Annotated in this window: 15 protein-coding genes and 1 tRNA gene; 8 read left to right on the forward strand and 8 right to left on the reverse strand. The window is 43.6% G+C overall.

The window, feature by feature from the left end:
- Positions 1-82: 82 nt before the first annotated feature.
- The 5 genes from HMPREF1254_RS11965 to pyrB all read right to left on the reverse strand — a co-directional run bounded on the left by HMPREF1254_RS11965 (position 83) and on the right by pyrB (position 3,405).
- A tRNA-Cys gene (locus HMPREF1254_RS11965) sits at positions 83-153 on the reverse strand.
- A gap of 60 nt (positions 154-213) precedes the next feature.
- On the reverse strand, positions 214-411 hold the full coding sequence (locus tag HMPREF1254_RS11655) for a FeoB-associated Cys-rich membrane protein (protein ID WP_023057350.1): 198 nt from the start codon (positions 409-411) through the stop codon (positions 214-216).
- Positions 412-573: 162 nt separating this feature from the next.
- Positions 574-1,854 (reverse strand): serine hydroxymethyltransferase, encoded by a 1,281-nt coding sequence (glyA, locus tag HMPREF1254_RS03825; RefSeq protein ID WP_023057354.1) that lies wholly within the window; start codon positions 1,852-1,854, stop codon positions 574-576.
- A gap of 119 nt (positions 1,855-1,973) precedes the next feature.
- Positions 1,974-2,429, reverse strand: coding sequence for an aspartate carbamoyltransferase regulatory subunit (locus HMPREF1254_RS03830; protein WP_023057351.1), 456 nt, complete (start codon positions 2,427-2,429; stop codon positions 1,974-1,976).
- A gap of 28 nt (positions 2,430-2,457) precedes the next feature.
- Positions 2,458-3,405, reverse strand: coding sequence for an aspartate carbamoyltransferase (gene pyrB, locus HMPREF1254_RS03835; RefSeq protein WP_023057368.1), 948 nt, complete (start codon positions 3,403-3,405; stop codon positions 2,458-2,460).
- Between the two features lie 121 nt (positions 3,406-3,526).
- On the opposite strand from pyrB, the gene HMPREF1254_RS03840 reads away from it, so the two are divergent.
- Entirely contained in the window at positions 3,527-5,839 is a 2,313-nt protein-coding gene (locus HMPREF1254_RS03840; RefSeq protein ID WP_023057372.1) for a penicillin-binding protein 1A, read from the forward strand.
- 230 nt (positions 5,840-6,069) lie between these two features.
- Here the strand turns inward: HMPREF1254_RS03840 and HMPREF1254_RS03845 are convergent, their stop codons facing one another.
- The 3 genes from HMPREF1254_RS03845 to HMPREF1254_RS03855 all read right to left on the reverse strand — a co-directional run bounded on the left by HMPREF1254_RS03845 (position 6,070) and on the right by HMPREF1254_RS03855 (position 9,276).
- Entirely contained in the window at positions 6,070-7,032 is a 963-nt protein-coding gene (locus tag HMPREF1254_RS03845) for a C10 family peptidase (RefSeq protein WP_023057349.1), read from the reverse strand.
- Between the two features lie 101 nt (positions 7,033-7,133).
- Positions 7,134-8,708, reverse strand: a complete 1,575-nt coding sequence (locus tag HMPREF1254_RS03850; protein ID WP_023057363.1) for an Rne/Rng family ribonuclease — start codon at positions 8,706-8,708, stop codon at positions 7,134-7,136.
- Between the two features lie 289 nt (positions 8,709-8,997).
- The gene (locus tag HMPREF1254_RS03855) at positions 8,998-9,276 is read right to left on the reverse strand and encodes an HU family DNA-binding protein (protein ID WP_023057341.1); all 279 of its coding nucleotides are present in this window, start codon (positions 9,274-9,276) and stop codon (positions 8,998-9,000) included.
- 457 nt (positions 9,277-9,733) lie between these two features.
- On the opposite strand from HMPREF1254_RS03855, the gene dinB reads away from it, so the two are divergent.
- From dinB to HMPREF1254_RS03890, 7 genes are all read left to right on the forward strand, one after another.
- Positions 9,734-10,822 (forward strand): DNA polymerase IV, encoded by a 1,089-nt coding sequence (dinB, locus tag HMPREF1254_RS03860; protein ID WP_036880262.1) that lies wholly within the window; start codon positions 9,734-9,736, stop codon positions 10,820-10,822.
- Between the two features lie 217 nt (positions 10,823-11,039).
- Complete coding sequence (pyk, locus tag HMPREF1254_RS03865; protein ID WP_023057348.1) at positions 11,040-12,506, forward strand: pyruvate kinase; 1,467 nt, start codon at positions 11,040-11,042, stop codon at positions 12,504-12,506.
- A 31-nt stretch (positions 12,507-12,537) separates the two neighbouring features.
- Positions 12,538-13,512 (forward strand): Gfo/Idh/MocA family protein, encoded by a 975-nt coding sequence (locus HMPREF1254_RS03870; protein WP_023057374.1) that lies wholly within the window; start codon positions 12,538-12,540, stop codon positions 13,510-13,512.
- 39 nt (positions 13,513-13,551) lie between these two features.
- Positions 13,552-13,725: a hypothetical protein gene (locus HMPREF1254_RS12135; RefSeq protein WP_196806284.1), complete on the forward strand. Its 174-nt coding sequence runs from the start codon at positions 13,552-13,554 to the stop codon at positions 13,723-13,725.
- A gap of 535 nt (positions 13,726-14,260) precedes the next feature.
- A complete protein-coding gene (locus HMPREF1254_RS03880) occupies positions 14,261-14,743 on the forward strand; it encodes a helix-turn-helix domain-containing protein (protein ID WP_036880290.1) in 483 nt (160 codons plus the stop codon).
- Positions 14,744-14,761: 18 nt separating this feature from the next.
- On the forward strand, positions 14,762-16,735 hold the full coding sequence (locus HMPREF1254_RS03885) for a dipeptidyl-peptidase 3 family protein (RefSeq protein ID WP_023057369.1): 1,974 nt from the start codon (positions 14,762-14,764) through the stop codon (positions 16,733-16,735).
- Complete coding sequence (locus HMPREF1254_RS03890; RefSeq protein ID WP_023057365.1) at positions 16,728-17,336, forward strand: DNA alkylation repair protein; 609 nt, start codon at positions 16,728-16,730, stop codon at positions 17,334-17,336. Before HMPREF1254_RS03885 ends, HMPREF1254_RS03890 begins: the two co-directional genes overlap by 8 nt.
- The last annotated feature ends 32 nt before the right edge of the window (positions 17,337-17,368 follow it).

A 17,368-nucleotide genomic window follows, 5' to 3' on the forward strand; every position in this document is an offset into this window, starting at 1 on the left:
GAAAGTTGGGTGCATGTATGGGCATAAACGAAAAAATCACAATCTCTTCGAGCGTGAAAAGATTGTGATTCGTTGATTTTTGAGGTACCTGGCAGAGTCGAACTGCCCTACACGGTTTTGCAGACCGTTACCTAACCGATCGGCCAAGGTACCCTGATTGATTTTTGCGAGTGCAAAGATAAGGTAAATAATTTGTTCTTCCAAACATTTGTCTCACTTTTTCTTATAACACGCTGGCTTTCGATGGGCTGATGCTTGTTTTTTCAGTATCTGGTCATGCAATGCACATCCTTTGCATCCGTAGCATTTGTCGCCGCTGTGTCGCCATGTCAGGTATATTCTTCGTCCTGCATAAACTACAGCCGCGATGAGGATGGCAATGAGAATAGTGTATTGAACAACGTATGTCATATTGAGCTTTTATGATTTCATTGATGAAACCAGCTATCAATAGTGTATGCTGATTAGATCAACAAGGAATTGAATCAACCCGAACCCCTCCCATACTTAGATAGCTTTCTTCTTTCAGACATGGGAAGGATTCGGTGGTCGTTGATAGCCTAGTAATGCCTCTTAATAAGCGAAGAGGGGATAGTTCTTCATCGTTTCGTTAACTTTCTGTCTTACGTTTGCGATGATCTTTTCATCATCAGGTGCGTTCAATACCTCTTCGATGAGGTCGGCAATAAGAAGCATGACATCTTCTTTCGCACCTCGCGTTGTCATGGCTGCGGTGCCAAGACGAATACCACTGGTTTGGAATGCCGAACGTGAGTCGTAAGGTACCATGTTCTTGTTGACGGTGATATCAGCAGCAACGAGTGCGTTCTCTGCCACTTTACCCGTCAGTTCGGGATATTTTGAGCGAAGGTCAACCAACATCGAGTGGTTGTCTGTTCCGCCACTTACGATGCTGAAGCCACGTTTTGTGAGTGCGTCGGCCAACACAGCCGCATTCTTTTTAACCTGCTGTGCATACTCTTTCCATGACGGTCTCAGGTTTTCGCCGAAGCCAACAGCCTTGGCTGCAATGACATGTTCAAGAGGACCGCCCTGCGTTCCGGGGAATACAGCACTGTTGAGCAGCTGCGACATCATCTTAACATCACCTTTCTTAGTGGTCAGGCCCCATGGATTTTCAAAGTCTTTACCCATCAAAATGATGCCACCACGTGGGCCGCGGAGCGTTTTGTGCGTGGTACTGGTGACGATGTGTGCATATTTGACGGGATTGTTCAGCAATCCGGCGGCAATCAATCCTGCTGGGTGAGCCATGTCAATCATGAGTAGAGCTCCCACCTCGTCAGCAATCTTGCGCATGCGCTGATAGTCCCACTCACGGCTGTAAGCAGATCCACCTCCGATAATCAGTTTCGGATGATGTTGGTGAGCCAGCTGTTCCATCTCATCATAGTCTATCCGACCCGTTTCCTTATTCAAGTTGTAGCCAATGGGATGATAGAGGATACCGGATGTGTTGACGCTACTTCCGTGCGACAGATGGCCGCCATGATCGAGGTTGAGCCCCATGAATGTATCGCCAGGCTTCAATACAGCCAGCAAAACGGCGGCGTTTGCTTGTGCACCCGAGTGTGGTTGTACGTTAGCAAACTCGGCTCCGAAGAGTTTTTTGACACGTGCTATCGCAAGATCCTCTACCTGGTCAACGATTTGGCAACCACCATAATAACGCTTTCCGGGAAGGCCTTCGGCGTATTTGTTTGTTAGATACGATCCCATTGCCTGCATCACTTCGTCGCTAACAAAGTTTTCTGATGCGATGAGTTCCATCCCTTTGAGCTGGCGTTGATGCTCTTGCTCAATGAGATAGAAGATTTCTTGGTCTTTTTCCATGATTTTTTAATTTGGTTTAAGTAAAGATGTTTCATTTAGAATGATCTGCTATTAACAGCATTCCGTTTGTTCTTTTGAGTCGATTATTGATTGTTTTAGTGAGTTTGACAGGATAGAATTTAGCAGAGTTCTACTTTGTTGATGTCTTGTTCTTTGTCGCAATAGTGACATTTCAGTAAACCATGTGTCTTGTCTACCACATGGAATACGGTTTGCATGGGTTCGTTGTTAGTAATGCACATGGGGTTGTTACATTTCACGATGCCACGCAATTCGTTCGGTGTCTCAACTGTTTTCTTCTCCACTACTTCGTAATCTTTGATGATGTTGAGTACTATTTTCGGGGCTACGACGGAGAGTCGGCTAATCTCTTCGTCAGAGAAAAACTTGTCGGAAACCTTGATAATGCCTTTCTTTCCAATCTTTTTGGAGACAAAATTGTTGCCAATGGTAACTGGTGTGTTTAATGATTGGAGTTCCAGCAGATTGACGACTTGGTATGTTTTGCCCGCAGGAATATGATCAATAACAGTACCATTCTCTATTGCTGCAACTAAACGCTCTTTCTTATTCATAATCAGATTGTTATTGTTGTATTACAACTTATTTGATAATTGTTTTATCTTGCTTGATATCTTCGAGGGTGATGCCTAAACAATGACTGAATATGGCTTGTCTGGCATAGAGTCCGTTCTGTGCTTGTTGAATGTAATAGGCATGAGGATTGTCATCCACGTCGTAAGCAATTTCATTGACACGCGGAAGTGGATGCAGTATCTTGAGGTTGTCCTTAACGTTTTTGAGCATGTCGTTGCGCAGGATGTACACGTTTTTCACATGTTCGTATTCCATCAAGTCAGAGAAACGCTCTTTCTGCACACGTGTCATATAGAGAATGTCGGCATCAGCCAGCACCCTGCTGTTAAAGGCGGTGTGCTCTTGATACTTGATGCCGTGCTCTTGACAATAGAGTTTGTATTCCATGGGCATGGCCAGTTCGTTAGGAGCAATGAAATGAAAAGTGGGGTTGAAGTGTCGCATCGCCATAATGAGAGAATGCACCGTGCGACCATACTTCAGGTCGCCCACCAGGTAAATGTTCAAGTTTTCGAGCGTTCCTTGCGTCTTGTAGATGGAGTAGAGATCCAACAAACACTGTGAAGGGTGCATGTGAGCACCGTCACCAGCATTGATGATGGGAACGGGAGCCACCTCACTGGCATATTGAGACGCTCCTTCGATGTAATGGCGCATGACGATGAGGTCGGCATAGTTGGAAACCATGAGTATGGTGTCCTTGAGAGTTTCACCTTTAGATACGCTGGAAGCTTTCGCATCTGAAAAGCCAATGACACGAGCTCCCAGCCTGTTGGCCGCCGTTTCAAAGCTAAGGCGGGTCCTGGTTGATGGTTCATAGAAAAGTGTGGCTACGACTTTACCTTTTAATAATTCGCGGTTGGGATGCATCTCAAATTGCTCGGCCATGGCTAACAGATACATCAGCTCATCTTTAGCGAGGTCGGCAATGGTGATAAAATGACGTTTTTCCATTTTGTATACTTGATATGTTTTGGAATTGACGGCTAAGTTAGTTATTAATTTTTATTTACGAGAGATAATTAAAAGAAATGTTGTATTTTTGCATCAATAATATATATATGTGTTGCGGAGAATGAGAAAGGCATTTGTTCATTTCCTTTGGAAAACTTTAATCGCAGTATTTTGCGTCATTCTGATTGCGTTTATCGCGATATGGAATGGGTGGATAGGCTATATGCCTGATGTAGAAGACCTTCAGAACCCCATCAGTCGTTTTGCAACCCAGGTTTATTCGGCAGATGGCAAAGTGCTGGGCACCTGGAACTTTAACAAGGAAAACCGCATAGTTATACCTTATTCAAAAATCTCTCCACATCTGGTTCATGCTTTGGTTGCAACAGAGGATGAACGGTTCTACGAACATTCGGGAGTCGACTTTTTCGCATTGGGGCGCGCTATCATCAAACGCGGAATACTTGGGCAAGAGAATGCCGGAGGCGGTTCAACCATTACGCAGCAATTGGCTAAACAGCTCTATTCAGAAACGGCGCGGAGCACGTTGGAGCGAATGCTGCAAAAACCCATCGAATGGGTCATCGCCGTAAAGTTGGAACGCAACTACACCAAGGAGGAAATCATCGCATTATACCTTAACTATTTTGATTTTCTCCACAACGCGGTAGGCATCAAGACTGCTGCGAACACCTATTTTAATAAAGAACCCAAAGACTTGACAGTCACAGAGTCGGCCATGCTCATCGGCCTTTGTAAGAATCCGTCCCTTTATAATCCCGTTCGTTATCCTGAACGTAGTACCGAGCGCCGTAATGTCGTGCTCGGGCAAATGCAAAAGGCCGGATATCTTTCGAAAGCAGAATATCACCAGTACGCAGATGAAAAGTTGAAGCTGAACTTTCACCGTACAGATCACAAGAATGGATTGGCTACCTACTTCCGTGAATTCCTGCGCCAATATATGATGGCCTCGCGTCCAGATCGTTCTGATTATCCCTCCTGGAACCAGAATCAATTTGTCTTTGATTCCATCGCATGGGATACAGATCCCCTTTATGGTTGGTGCAATAAGAATTTTAAGAGAAATGGCAAGCCTTATAATGTCTACACGGATGGCTTGAAAGTGTTTACCACCATAGATTCACGTATGCAGCTATATGCGGAACAGGCTGTTTATAACCATGTGGCTAAGTTCCTGCAACCAGCTTTTGACAAAGAGAAAGCCAAACGCCCCAACGCACCCTTTACCAAAGCGCTGACACCGAAAGAGATTAGATCTATTTTGAACAGGTCTATGATGGGAAGTGAGCGCTATAGGGTATTGAAAGCCTCGGGAGCCTCTGAAGCAGAAATCAAGAAGTCGTTCAATACGCCTGTCGACATGGCGGTGTTTACCTATCATGGCGATGTGGATACGACAATGACGCCCATGGATTCCATCCGTTATTACAAATCGTTCCTTCGGGCAGGCTTCATGAGCATGGATCCGCAGACGGGACATGTGAAGGCATACGTGGGTGGACTTGACTACAATCACTTCATGTATGACATGGTGATGAACGGACGCCGACAGGTAGGATCGACCATCAAACCTTTTCTGTATTCCTTGGCCATGGAGAACGGTTTTTCTCCTTGCGACCAAGCACCTAACGTGCAGAGAACCTACATGGTGGCGGGCAAGCCTTGGACACCAAGAAACGCCAGTAGAAGACGATATGGCTCGATGGTGACGCTGAAATGGGGCTTGGCCAACTCAAACAACTGGATATCGGCATATTTGATGAGCCGTTTGAACCCACAGCTGTTTGTAAGTATGCTCCACGACTTTGGCATTCAGAACCCAGACATCCATCCTTCCATGGCTCTTTGTTTAGGGCCTTGCGAAGTTTCTGTTGGCGAAATGGTCAGCGCATACACCACATTTGCCAACCACGGCATCCGTACCGCTCCGATGTTTGTTTCTAAAATAGAAGATAATGAAGGGAATGTGCTGGCAACCTTCCAGCCTCGTATGAGTGAAGTGATTAGTGCGGAGAGTGCCAACAAAATGCTGGTTCTATTGCAAGAAGTTGTCGACAGAGGTACAGCAGGTCGATTGCGTTTCAAGTACAACATCAATGGAGAAATAGGAGCGAAGACGGGTACTACAAACCGCAACTCTGATGCCTGGTTCATGGGTTTCACACCACAATTAGTGAGTGGATGTTGGGTAGGCGGTGAAGACCGCGACATTCATTTTGACTCCATGAGGATGGGGCAGGGAGCAACCATGGCATTACCAATATGGGCTAACTTCATGAAAAGAGTTTATAAAGATGCTTCGTTAGGATATAAACCAGATGCATCTTTTGGACTTCCAGAAGGCTATAATCCGTGCGCCAGAGATGATCAGGCTGTAGATGAGTTTGGTATCGACGAGGTTTACGAATAATAGATGAGTTGAAGGCATAGATGTTGCCGTAAACATGCTATCGATTCTCAAATTCAACAACGCGCGAATAAAGTTGCAATATTACGATGATCCAGCAAAGATAATATTTTTTTTGTATCAGTAGAAATATAATAGGAATAGGAGAGGGTGCATTATATAACCGATTAAGATGCACCCTTCTGATTTTTTCATACTCAAACAAAGTTTAGCAGACAGCAATGGAAAACTTGTTAAGGCGCTGTTAATATCTCCTTGCGCACCGTTCCATCGTCCATTACGATGATGTTGACGCCCCGCTGCGGCCTGCTGATTCTGGTTCCGTCTAGTCGGTAGCGTGCTTTCTCCACGGGCCTGCGGCTGTCTACCGGGTGTTTGTCAACCGCGTTGGACACCTTCTGTGGTTTGATGTTGAATGTCATCGACTGATTCTGGTAGGGTATTTTCTTGAGATCCACAAATCCGTCTCCGCCTCCTAGTCCGTATACCACATGGAAATTGCCCTTGTCGTCGTAGCCGTCGATGACAAAGCAATGCGGCGTGTAGGCCGTGCTTCCGCCGTAGATGACTGGCATGCCGTCTGAAAGTTGCTGGTACAGCGTGGTGTACCATGTGCTGTCACTTACTTCGTTGAGGAAGGTTGATAGGTAAGTCACCGAGCTGTCGTACGCAAAATGGTCTTTAAGTGCCTTCGCCACATCCATGTCAAATGCGCCACTGTCGTATTGTCCATACTGCATTTCCACGGCAGCGCCACAGTCGGCCATGATTTTTGCCACAGCTTGCTTCTCCTCGTTCGAACTATTGTCGCCGTATGTATAGGCATCTTTCATTTTCTCCCAGTCGTAGGTGCTATTACTGAAGTCGGTCTCAACGATGTATACCAGTCCGTCGCCGCCCTCGTATGTGTACCTCACACTGCCTTGTCCGTGCGCTGGATAACCGTAGTATTTCATGACCTGTGCCATGGCAGTTGCCACGCAGCCCGTCTTGCAGTGTACGTTCTTGCCTGGTGCCAGTGGACATTGTAGGTTATAGGGTGCGTTCTGTCCCCAGGTTGTCTTGAGCATGGGTGTCACCGATGGCTTTATCTTGCCCTTCAAGAGGCTGAAGCATTCGTATTGAGACATATCTTTCGCATGGATGCCCATGAGCAGGCAACATGAAATGAGTGTGAGTAGGGTTTTCTTGTTCATGATCTACAATATATTTTTGTGGAATATGCTGTATGGTAAATAATAAAAACAACGGGGATGGACACGCTTGTGGCATGCTCATCCCCGTTGTATCAGAAAGTTTACTTTGTTTCTATCTCTTCCTTCATGTCAATAAACTGCTTTTTTGAATTGTAGAATTCATATTGCAAAAAAGCTAGTTTTTGTGAAGGGATTACATTAACTCCAAGTCCATATTTAATTTGCCACTTACGTTTCAGGGAGAACACTCCTTGATTGATATAGGCGGCTACATACGGATGAACATGGAGAGTGAACCGTTTAATTCCTATTTTGTTGACTAGTTTGTCAATTTTTCTTTCAAGTAGATCGGTAAATAAAATGCTAGACTTAATTTTACCTGTGCCATTACATGTGGGGCATGTCTCGTCAACATTGACGTCCATTACAGGTCTTACACGCTGTCTAGTAATTTGCATCAATCCAAACTTGCTAAGTGGGAGTATATTGTGACGCGCACGATCACTTTGCATATTCTTGCACATGCGCTCGTAGAGCATCTGCCGGTCTTCAGCAAGATGCATGTCGATAAAGTCAACAACGATAATACCTCCCATATCACGCAGCCTAAGCTGCCGTGCCAATTCGTCTGCTGCCCCAAGATTTACTTCAAGTGCGTTTGCCTCTTGTCCATTTTCGTTTCGCGTTCTGTTCCCGCTGTTTACATCCACCACATGCAATGCCTCGGTATGTTCGATGATAAGATAGGCTCCATGCTTGTAATTGATGGTCTTGCCGAAGCTCGACTTGATTTGCTTTGTAATGTTGAAATTATCAAAGATGGGCACTTTGCCCGTGTATCTCTTCACGATGCCCGACTTGTTTGGGGCTATCAACGAAACATAGTCTTTAACCTGCCTGAACGCTTCTTCGTCATTAATGTAAATATTCTCGAAGCTTGGGTTAAATATATCTCTTAATAAAGCGATTGCTCGTACGGCCTCTTCATATACTAATTGAGGTCGTTGTTGCGTTTTCTGGACTTTGACAATTGCATCTTGCCAACGCTTTGTCAGCACTTTCATCTCGCCATCTAACTCAGCAACTCTTTTTCCTTCTGCCACCGTGCGTACGATGACGCCACAGTTTTTAGGTTTAATGCTGCGGACGAGTTGTTTCAACCTGGCGCGTTCCTCACCGTTTTTGATTTTTGAAGAAACGGAAACTTTGTCACCAAAGGGAATCAAAACTAAAAAGCGGCCTGCAAAAGACAGCTCAGCAGTTAATCGTGGACCTTTGGTTGAAATAGGTTCTTTAACAATTTGCACCAACACTTCTTGCCCTAATGTCAGTGTCGACTGAACGCTACCGTCTTTTGGAAGGTCTGGCAGATGTGAGGCTTTGGCAAATGGATAAAGTTTTTTTCTGTCACTTTGTACTTGCTTTAAGTACTTCGCATACGAATTAAATTGGCTCCCTAAGTCAAGATAGTGAAGAAAAGCGTCTCTTTCATATCCCACATCCACAAAACAGGCATTTAAACCTGGCATGAGTTTTTTCACTTTTGCGATGTAGACATTTCCAACAGAGAAAGTTGCAGAGCGCGGTTCGTTCTGATATTCAACCAGACGCTTATCCTCTAACAGTGCCGTGGCAATGTCTTTCTCCTGGACGTCAATAACAACTTCGCTGGTCATTTCTCTTCTTACTTTGCTTAGTTACATCAAAAAAGGGCGTGCCAAACATCCTCCATAGGACTTTTCGACGCGCCCCACTGTCAGTATAGACTGTCAAGTAATGTTATTTGCTCTTGTGTCTATTCTTTCTCAATCTTTTCTTACGCTTGTGCGTAGCCATCTTGTGGCCCTTCTTTTTCTTACCGTTTGGCATAGTTTTAAATGTTTAAAAATAATATGTTTTGTACTAAAATTTCTATATTAATAGATGTAGAATACCTGTTTGATGATTCTTAATACAAACGTTGCCTTACGCTTTCATCGCATTGGTGAAGCTTTTAGATGGTTTAAAGCTGGGCAAATCGTGTGCATCAATTGTAATAGTGGTATTCTTTTGGATGTTCCGAGCTGTCTTTGCCGCTCTGTGCTTGATAATAAAGCTGCCAAAACCTCTCAAATAAACATTTTCTCTTTTATTGAGAAGGCTATCCTTTACGGTACTCATGAAGCATTCTACCACAGCTGCTACTTCTTTTTTCTGTAAGCCGGTAGACATTGAAATTTCGTTGATGATATCTGCTTTCGTCATTTTATTTATAAGTTATTTGTTATTATTTTTTACCTTGCATCTCAATTTTGATTTGCAAATATAGTGGTTTTTTACGTGATAGAAAAATATATTTAGTTATTTTTGCCAAATTAAGCCATAAAAATATTTCAGAAGTTCTTCTTTCCCAAGAACTTATATTTCCATACCTTCGCGACTGAACCTATTTTTCCTTTGAATCTTTTTTTGAATCATTGATGGGTTCCCTTATTTTCCTCTGTTTAATTTTACCACAAACTCCTCTTAGGATCATTGATTCTGGGCGAGGTTTTGCCTTTGAGGCATCATAATGAGAAGTAATATTGTTTTTGTGCAAAATGGTTTCCAAGATATAAAACGCTTTTGTGAAATTTTGATTTGCTTGAATTTACAAGCCATATTTGTCTGCTTTCATACGTTGTTTTTTGTTCTTTATCTAATAAATGTGTAGATTTGCATGATGAGAAAAATAATCCATGTCGATATGGATGCTTTCTACGCCTCGGTAGAACAGCGTGACCGTCCTGAATTACGAGGGAAACCTGTTGCTGTGGGTCACGACGGACCGCGTGGCGTGGTCAGCACCGCAAGTTACGAGGCGCGCAAGTTTGGCGTGCACTCGGCAATGGCCATGAGCAAAGCTAAGCGTCTGTGTCCGCAATTGATTATAGTGCCTCACAGGGGAGAGGTGTACCACGAGGTTTCCATGCAGGTTCGTGAAATCTTTCGAGAGTACACAGACATCATTGAACCGATATCCTTAGATGAGGCATTTTTGGACGTTACTGACAATAAAAAGGATATTGAGAATCCATTGACCATCGCATTTGAAATCAAGAAGAAGATACGAGAAAACACTCATTTGACAGCTTCTGCTGGAGTTTCCTTCAATAAATTTCTGGCCAAGATTGCTTCTGATTATCGAAAACCTGATGGATTGTTTGAGGTTAGTTATGAAGATGCGTACGATTTTATTGGTCAGTTGAAGATAGAAAAGTTTTGGGGCATCGGACCAAAAACAGCTGAGCAGATGCATAAAATGGGAATCTTTACGGGCGAGCAGTTGCGTACGGTTTCTCAAAAACATTTGATTGATGTGTTTGGCAAGATGGGAAGTGTCTACTATCATGATGCCAGAGGCGATGATGAACGACCCGTCATCAGCAATTGGATTCGTAAGTCCGTTGGCTGCGAACGTACATTTCAGGAAGATCTCACCCTGCGCTCGGCCATAGTTATCGAACTGTACCACACGGTGTTGGAACTGGTTGAACGAATCAAAGAGGCTGGTTTTGAAGGCAAGACACTGACCTTGAAAATCAAATTTGATGATTTTACGCAAATAACCAGAAGTGCTACGGTAGATCATTGCTTGCAGACCAAAGTCCAAATACTGCCTCTGGCAAAAAGTTTGTTGCGTGAGGTGGATTATTCCCATCGAGCCATCAGGCTGATGGGACTGTCTGTCAACAATCCTCATGCGGATGATGGAGCTGAAAAGGAGAAGCGTTGGGAGGAAGGTTGGATTGATGGTTTTAAAGATGCTTAATACAGTTTCTTTCTCGCAAATATGATAACAGCGACGTGTCCTATTTTCATTCCGTGCCAACCAGCAGAAGATAAGCATTTTAAAAACTATTAATCATTTGGACGTATCAGATATCTTTCGTAATTTTGCATAGAATAATTAAGCAAATATTTGCACCGATGATTTGGCCTAAACATCTTTTTGGTGTGGGCCATGCATCAAACAAATCATCATCATCATGAAACAAACAAAGATAGTATGTTCGATCAGTGATCGGAATTGCAGTGAGGAGTTTTTACGAAAATTATTTTTCGCGGGTATGAATGTCGTGCGTATGAATACTGCTCACGCCACTATAGAGGGAATGAAAGAAGTCATCAAAAATGCTCGTGCAGTTTCTTCCCACCTGGCATTGTTGATTGATACCAAGGGACCGGAAGTGAGAACCACGAACGTTACTGAACCATTGGTTTACAAGACGGGTGAAATTGTGAAGATTTTCGGCAGACCGGACGTAGACAGCACGCACGACATCATCAACGTTTCGTACGTTGACATCGCAAGAGATTTGAAAATTGGCAACGATATTTTAATCGATGATGGGGCTCTTGACTTGAGAGTTATTGATATCATCGGTCCCATGCTGGTGGCACAAGTCATGAATGACGGAATACTCGGGGCTCATAAAAGTGTGAATATACCAGGAAGACACATTGACTTACCGGCACTTACCGAGAAAGACAAACACAACATTCTCTTTGCTATCGAGCAGGATATTGACTTCATTGCGCATTCTTTTGTCCGTAATGCGCAGGATGTAAAAGCCGTGCAAGACATTCTTGATGAACACCACAGCGATATCAAGATTATTTCAAAGATAGAAAATCAAGAAGGGGTTGATAATATTGACGAGATTATTGATGCCTCTTATGGTATCATGATTGCCCGCGGTGACCTGGGTATTGAGGTTCCCATCGAGGAAATACCCGGTATTCAGCGTCAGATTATCCGCAAATGCGTCATGAAGAAAAAGCCAGTCATCGTGGCCACGCAGATGCTTCACACCATGATTAACAATCCGCGTCCCACACGAGCCGAAGTAACCGACATCGCCAACGCCATCTATTCTTGGACAGATGCGCTGATGCTTAGTGGCGAAACGGCATCTGGCCGATATCCTGTGGAGGCCGTTCAGACCATGGCACGCATAGCTGAGCAGGCTGAAGCCGACAGAACATGGGAAACAACCATCGACCCCATGGCTCATGGTTATAAAGGCCAACGGGAATTTTTGGCGCATTCAGCCATTGAGTCTACTCGCAAATTGGGCGTGAAGGGCATCATCACGGCCAGCGAAACTGGACAAACGGCTCGTACGCTGTCGGCTTTCCGAGGTGCCACACCTATCTTGGCCATCTGTTATAGAGAGAAAACGCAACGATTGCTGAATTTGAGTTACGGAATTATTCCTATCTACCAAAAAGAACATACCAGCTCCGAAAACCTTTTTACGGCAGCCCTCAGGATGCTCCGTCAGAAGGGATATATTAAACTGGAGGATAAAATTGCCTACCTCAGCGGCAGCTTTGGGAAGAACGGTGGTACCACTTTGCTCGAAATCAATAAAGTAGGGCAAGTTTTTGATAACTCATACGAGTTCCACCTTCCACATTATCTAAAGGACGAAACAGAAGAGAAGCGATAAACGACCGTGGCAAACTTTGAACTAAAATGAAATGAACATTGGAATTATTGGAACGGGAAAAATCGTCAACGAAATGATTCCCGTGGTCCAACAAATCAATGGTATCACGATTCAGGCCATTTGCAGCCGACCGCAAAGTCTTTCAAAGGCAGAGCGGTTGGCTGCTTTGTTTCATATTAAAGAGGTCTACAACGATTATGATGCCATGCTCCACAAGAGTGATATTGATTTTGTTTACGTGGCTGTAGCCAACCATGCACATGCAAGCTATGCTCGGCGTGCCTTGCTGGCCAAGAAAAATGTCATCATCGAAAAACCCATCTGTACTTCTGTTGCTGAATTGGAAGAGTTGATGCAGCTGGCATTTGCGAACAACTTGTATATATTCGAAGCTGTTACCTTATTACACATGCCTCACTATCAATTGATAAAAAACGAATTGTTGGCGCAGCTGGGTCGTGTCAAATTGATTGAGTGCAATTACAGCCAACGCTCCAGTAGGTACGATTTATATTTAAATCACCAGCTAACGCCCGCATTTGATACGACATGTCACGGTGGGGCTTTGATGGACATCAACGTCTATAACATTAATTTTGTCTTATCATTGTTTGGCGTACCCATTCGCGTGGAGTATCATCCCAATGTGGGGTATAACAAGATTGACACCTCTGGAGTGGCCATTTTGACTTATCCTGATTTCGTGGCCATCTGCATTGGTGCTAAAGATTGTGATGGGCATTCGTTTGGAGCCATACAAGGTGACGAAGGTCGCATATACGTCACAGGACCCGTCAGCACGCTGTCTGAATTGGAACTGTGCAAAGACGGCAAACAGAAGACTGTCAACATTCAGCCTAAGAAGCACCGATTGGCGTTTGAATTCGAGCATTTTCGTGATATTTATCACAGCCATCAGGTTCATGAAATGAAGCATTACCTGCAAATTTCTCACCATGTGATGAAAGTAATCGATCAATTGCGAGGCAACACCTTATCTTATTGAAAGAGCCATTGGGCCGTCGTTGAAAAATATACACAAATCATGAATCAAAAAAAAATGACAGAGAGCGAATATCGCCAACGCATCAAAGAACTGGAAGAAGCACTTGAATACGAGCGACTTCGCAATTACGCCTACGAGAAACTCATCGAGATAACCGAAAAGGAAGAGGGCATTACCATCTTGAAAAAAGGCGACAAGTCAAACACGAAATAGCGCTAATCACATTCATTTTTGCCCTTGTGTGTCCAAACTCTATGAGTTTACCCTCCAATGTCTATGGGTTTGCCCTCCAATGTCTATGAGTTTGAAGGGTAAAGTCATGGAGATTGCTTTTCAATCTTAACTCCAAGGATTTCCTCCTATTTTTTCCATAAAGAAAACACAATGTCAGTTTGGAAATATGTTAACTCTTTTTCTTGAAATCATGTTCTTGCGTGTACAAAAACATGCTTGATAATATGACAGATTATGAAGTGACGTGAATCATGACCATGCTCTCTTCTAAATTTCCATAGTTTTGTTCGTTACTATCCTAAAGTATTCTCTTCACATAAAATATAAGTACTTATATATCTTGTTGATGTACCATTTTTCATCATTTCCATGCACCAACGAAGGAAAATAACCCAAAAACTAATTTTTATCATAAATTCCTATCAAAAAAATGTTGAAAAACTTGACGAAAAGAAAAAATATACATATATTTGCAAAAAATAGAACAGTTTCGGATTTTTTTAATTTGGGTGATATGGCAAAATATAACATTGTTAAGAAAAAGGATAAGGATGCTGCCTACCGTTCCCTGGTCAGCCCTGAATTGATGGACGAGCTGCAGGAAAAAATTTTGGATGTTATCCTCATCCAAAAGAAATACAAAGACAAGAATTATTCGGCAAAGAAACTGGCTGAGGACTTGGGTACCAACACGCGGTATATTTCGGCTGTCGTCAATGTGCGCTTCCACATGAACTACACTTCGTTTGTAAACAAGTATCGTATTGAAGAGGCTATGGCAGTGCTGACGGATAAGAGGTATCACGATTTGAATATGGAAGAGATATCAGATATGGTAGGCTTTTCGAATCGGCAATCTTTCTATGCGTCTTTTTATAAATTGAATGGCTGTACACCTCGCGACTACAAGATGCAGCACCTGGCCATGCTTCCAGCAGATGCACCGACTCCGAAGAAGGGAAAAAAGAAATCTGGTTCGAAGAAGAAAAAGAAGTAATAATCCTACTGTCGCTGCATGACACATGAATTTAAATATTCAGACGAACGATTTGCAGATTTGCAAATGCTAAGGTATCGTCTGAAAGGGTTTGAGAACTTGACGCTCAAACAAAAGATTTATATCTATTTTTTAGCAAAAGCCACATTGGCGGGAAGAGATATCACGACCGACCAGTTTGGCAAGTACAACTTGAAGATAAGAAAGGTACTTGAGGTTGTGTATGAGGAATATGCTGGCTCGAGAGATAGTGATGACTTCAAGAATCTGGAAATCTATCTGAAGAGGATATGGTTCTCTAACGGCATCTATCATCATTACGGCAGTGAAAAAATGATTCCGGAGTTTTCGGAAGGCTTTTTCAGAAAAGTCTTGTCCGGGATTGATGTCACACGCTTGCCATTGGCACCCCGTCAAACGGTGCAAGAGCTGGCCGATGAGCTTATTCCGGTGCTGTTCGATCCGAACATTTTACCCAAGCGTGTGAACAAGACGGATGGAGAAGATTTGGTGTTGACATCGGCTTGCAATTATTATGAAGGCGTTTGTCAAAAGGAAGTTGAGCAGTTTTACGCTGCCCAGAAACAGCCTTCGGATGAAGAGCCTGTTTCCTATGGACTAAATACCAAGTTGGTGAAAGAAGATGGTGTCATCAAAGAGATACCGTACACAACCAGTTCCCTGTACCAGAAGGAATTGAAACGGATTGTTTACTGGTTGAGAAAGGCGCGGGAATTTGCCGAAAACGAACAACAAAAGAAGATTATCTCGCTGTTGATACGATATTATGAAACGGGTGACTTGAAGTTGTTCGACAAATACTCCATAGAGTGGTTGAAGGAACAGGATGGGCAAGTTGATTTCATCAATGGTTTTATAGAGGTTTATGGCGATCCGTTAGGATTAAAAGGCTCATGGGAAGGGCTCGTGGAATACAAAGACTTAGAGGCTACCAAGCGCACCCAACTCATCAGTAAAAATGCACAATGGTTTGAAGACCACTCACCGGTAGAAAAGCGTTTCAAGAAAGAAAAGGTGAAAGGTGTGACCGCTCATGTCATCTGCGCGGCCATGTTGGGTGGCGATGAATATCCATCATCGGCTATAGGAATCAACCTACCGAACGCTGAATGGATTCGAGCCAGGTATGGTTCGAAGAGCGTTACAATTGGAAATCTCACGGAAGCTTACAATCATGTGGCCAGAGGAAATGGCCTGCATGAGGAGTTTGTGATTGATGACGAAACGCTGGAGCTGATTAACCGTTATGGGGATCTTTGTGATGATTTGCACACTGATTTGCATGAGTGTTTGGGGCATGGCAGTGGACAGTTGCTACCAGGCGTTGACGGTGATACTTTGGGCGCTTATGGTGATACCATAGAGGAAGCCAGGGCCGACTTGTTTGGACTTTATTACATCGCAGATGAGAAACTCATTGAGTTGGGATTGCTGCCAAACGCGGATGCGTTCAAATCTCAATACTATACCTACATGATGAATGGCCTGTTGACACAGATGGTCAGAATCAAGGAAGGGCATCAAATAGAGGAAGCTCACATGCGTAATCGCGCCCTCATTGCCCGATGGGTGTTGGCGCATGCCGACGGTGAGGTGGCGATGATAGAAAAGCAGGGCGTTGCTGAAGATGGCACTGTTCGTCATTTCGTTCAAATCAACGATTATCAAAAACTGAGACAGTTGTTTGCCAAACTGCTGGCAGAGATTCAGCGAATCAAGAGTGAAGGTGATTTTGAGGCTGCAAGGGCAATCGTTGAGAGATACGCCATCGATATAGATGCAGATTTGCACAGAGAGGTGTTAAGTCGCTATGAAAAACTGAACATCGCTCCCTACAAAGGATTTATCAATCCATGGATGAAGCCTCAGTACGATGATCAGGGTAACATCGTTGACATACAACTTGATTATACAGAATCGTATGCTCATCAAATGATGAGATATTCGAAAACATCAGAATCGGATGAATGAAGATATTAATGAAACATTAAAAGAAATCAAACGTTCGTTCAGGTTATTGATGAACGGCGTTGCCTCACAGTCCATGCGTCAGAAAGGAGTGGACTATAAGATTAACTGGGGGGTGTCGCTGCCTGACTTGCAAAAAATGGCTCAACAGTATGGTAAGAATCTTGAACTTGCCGTAGCGTTGTGGCAAGAGAATATCCGTGAATGCAAGGTTCTGGCGACTCTCATCATGCCTCCCGAAGAAATGGATGAGACACTCGCAGAGCAATGGGTAGGGGACATCAATTCGCAAGATTTGGCCGAAATGGCATGTTTTAATTTGTTCCAACACTTGCATCATGCGGCAGATTTGTCTTACAAATGGATGAAATCCAACCGAGAGATTGAGCAGATGTGTGGCTATCTTGTTCTCTCAAGGCTCTTCATGAAGGGAGATAATCCCCATGGAAGTAGAATTGACGAATTCATGGATGAAGTGGCCCTTGCGCTCAACAGTGAGAACATGGGCGTTCGCCATGCCGCGTTGAATTGTGTGAATAAATTCGCAGAGCTTGGTGAAGATTTTCGTAACATGGCTGAGAATAGGTTGAATTTGTTGTTGTGAAGATTTATATAGCCATACCTTACCTATATTTG

Source organism: Prevotella sp. BV3P1 (assembly GCF_000479005.1).
Lineage (GTDB): Bacteria > Bacteroidota > Bacteroidia > Bacteroidales > Bacteroidaceae > Prevotella.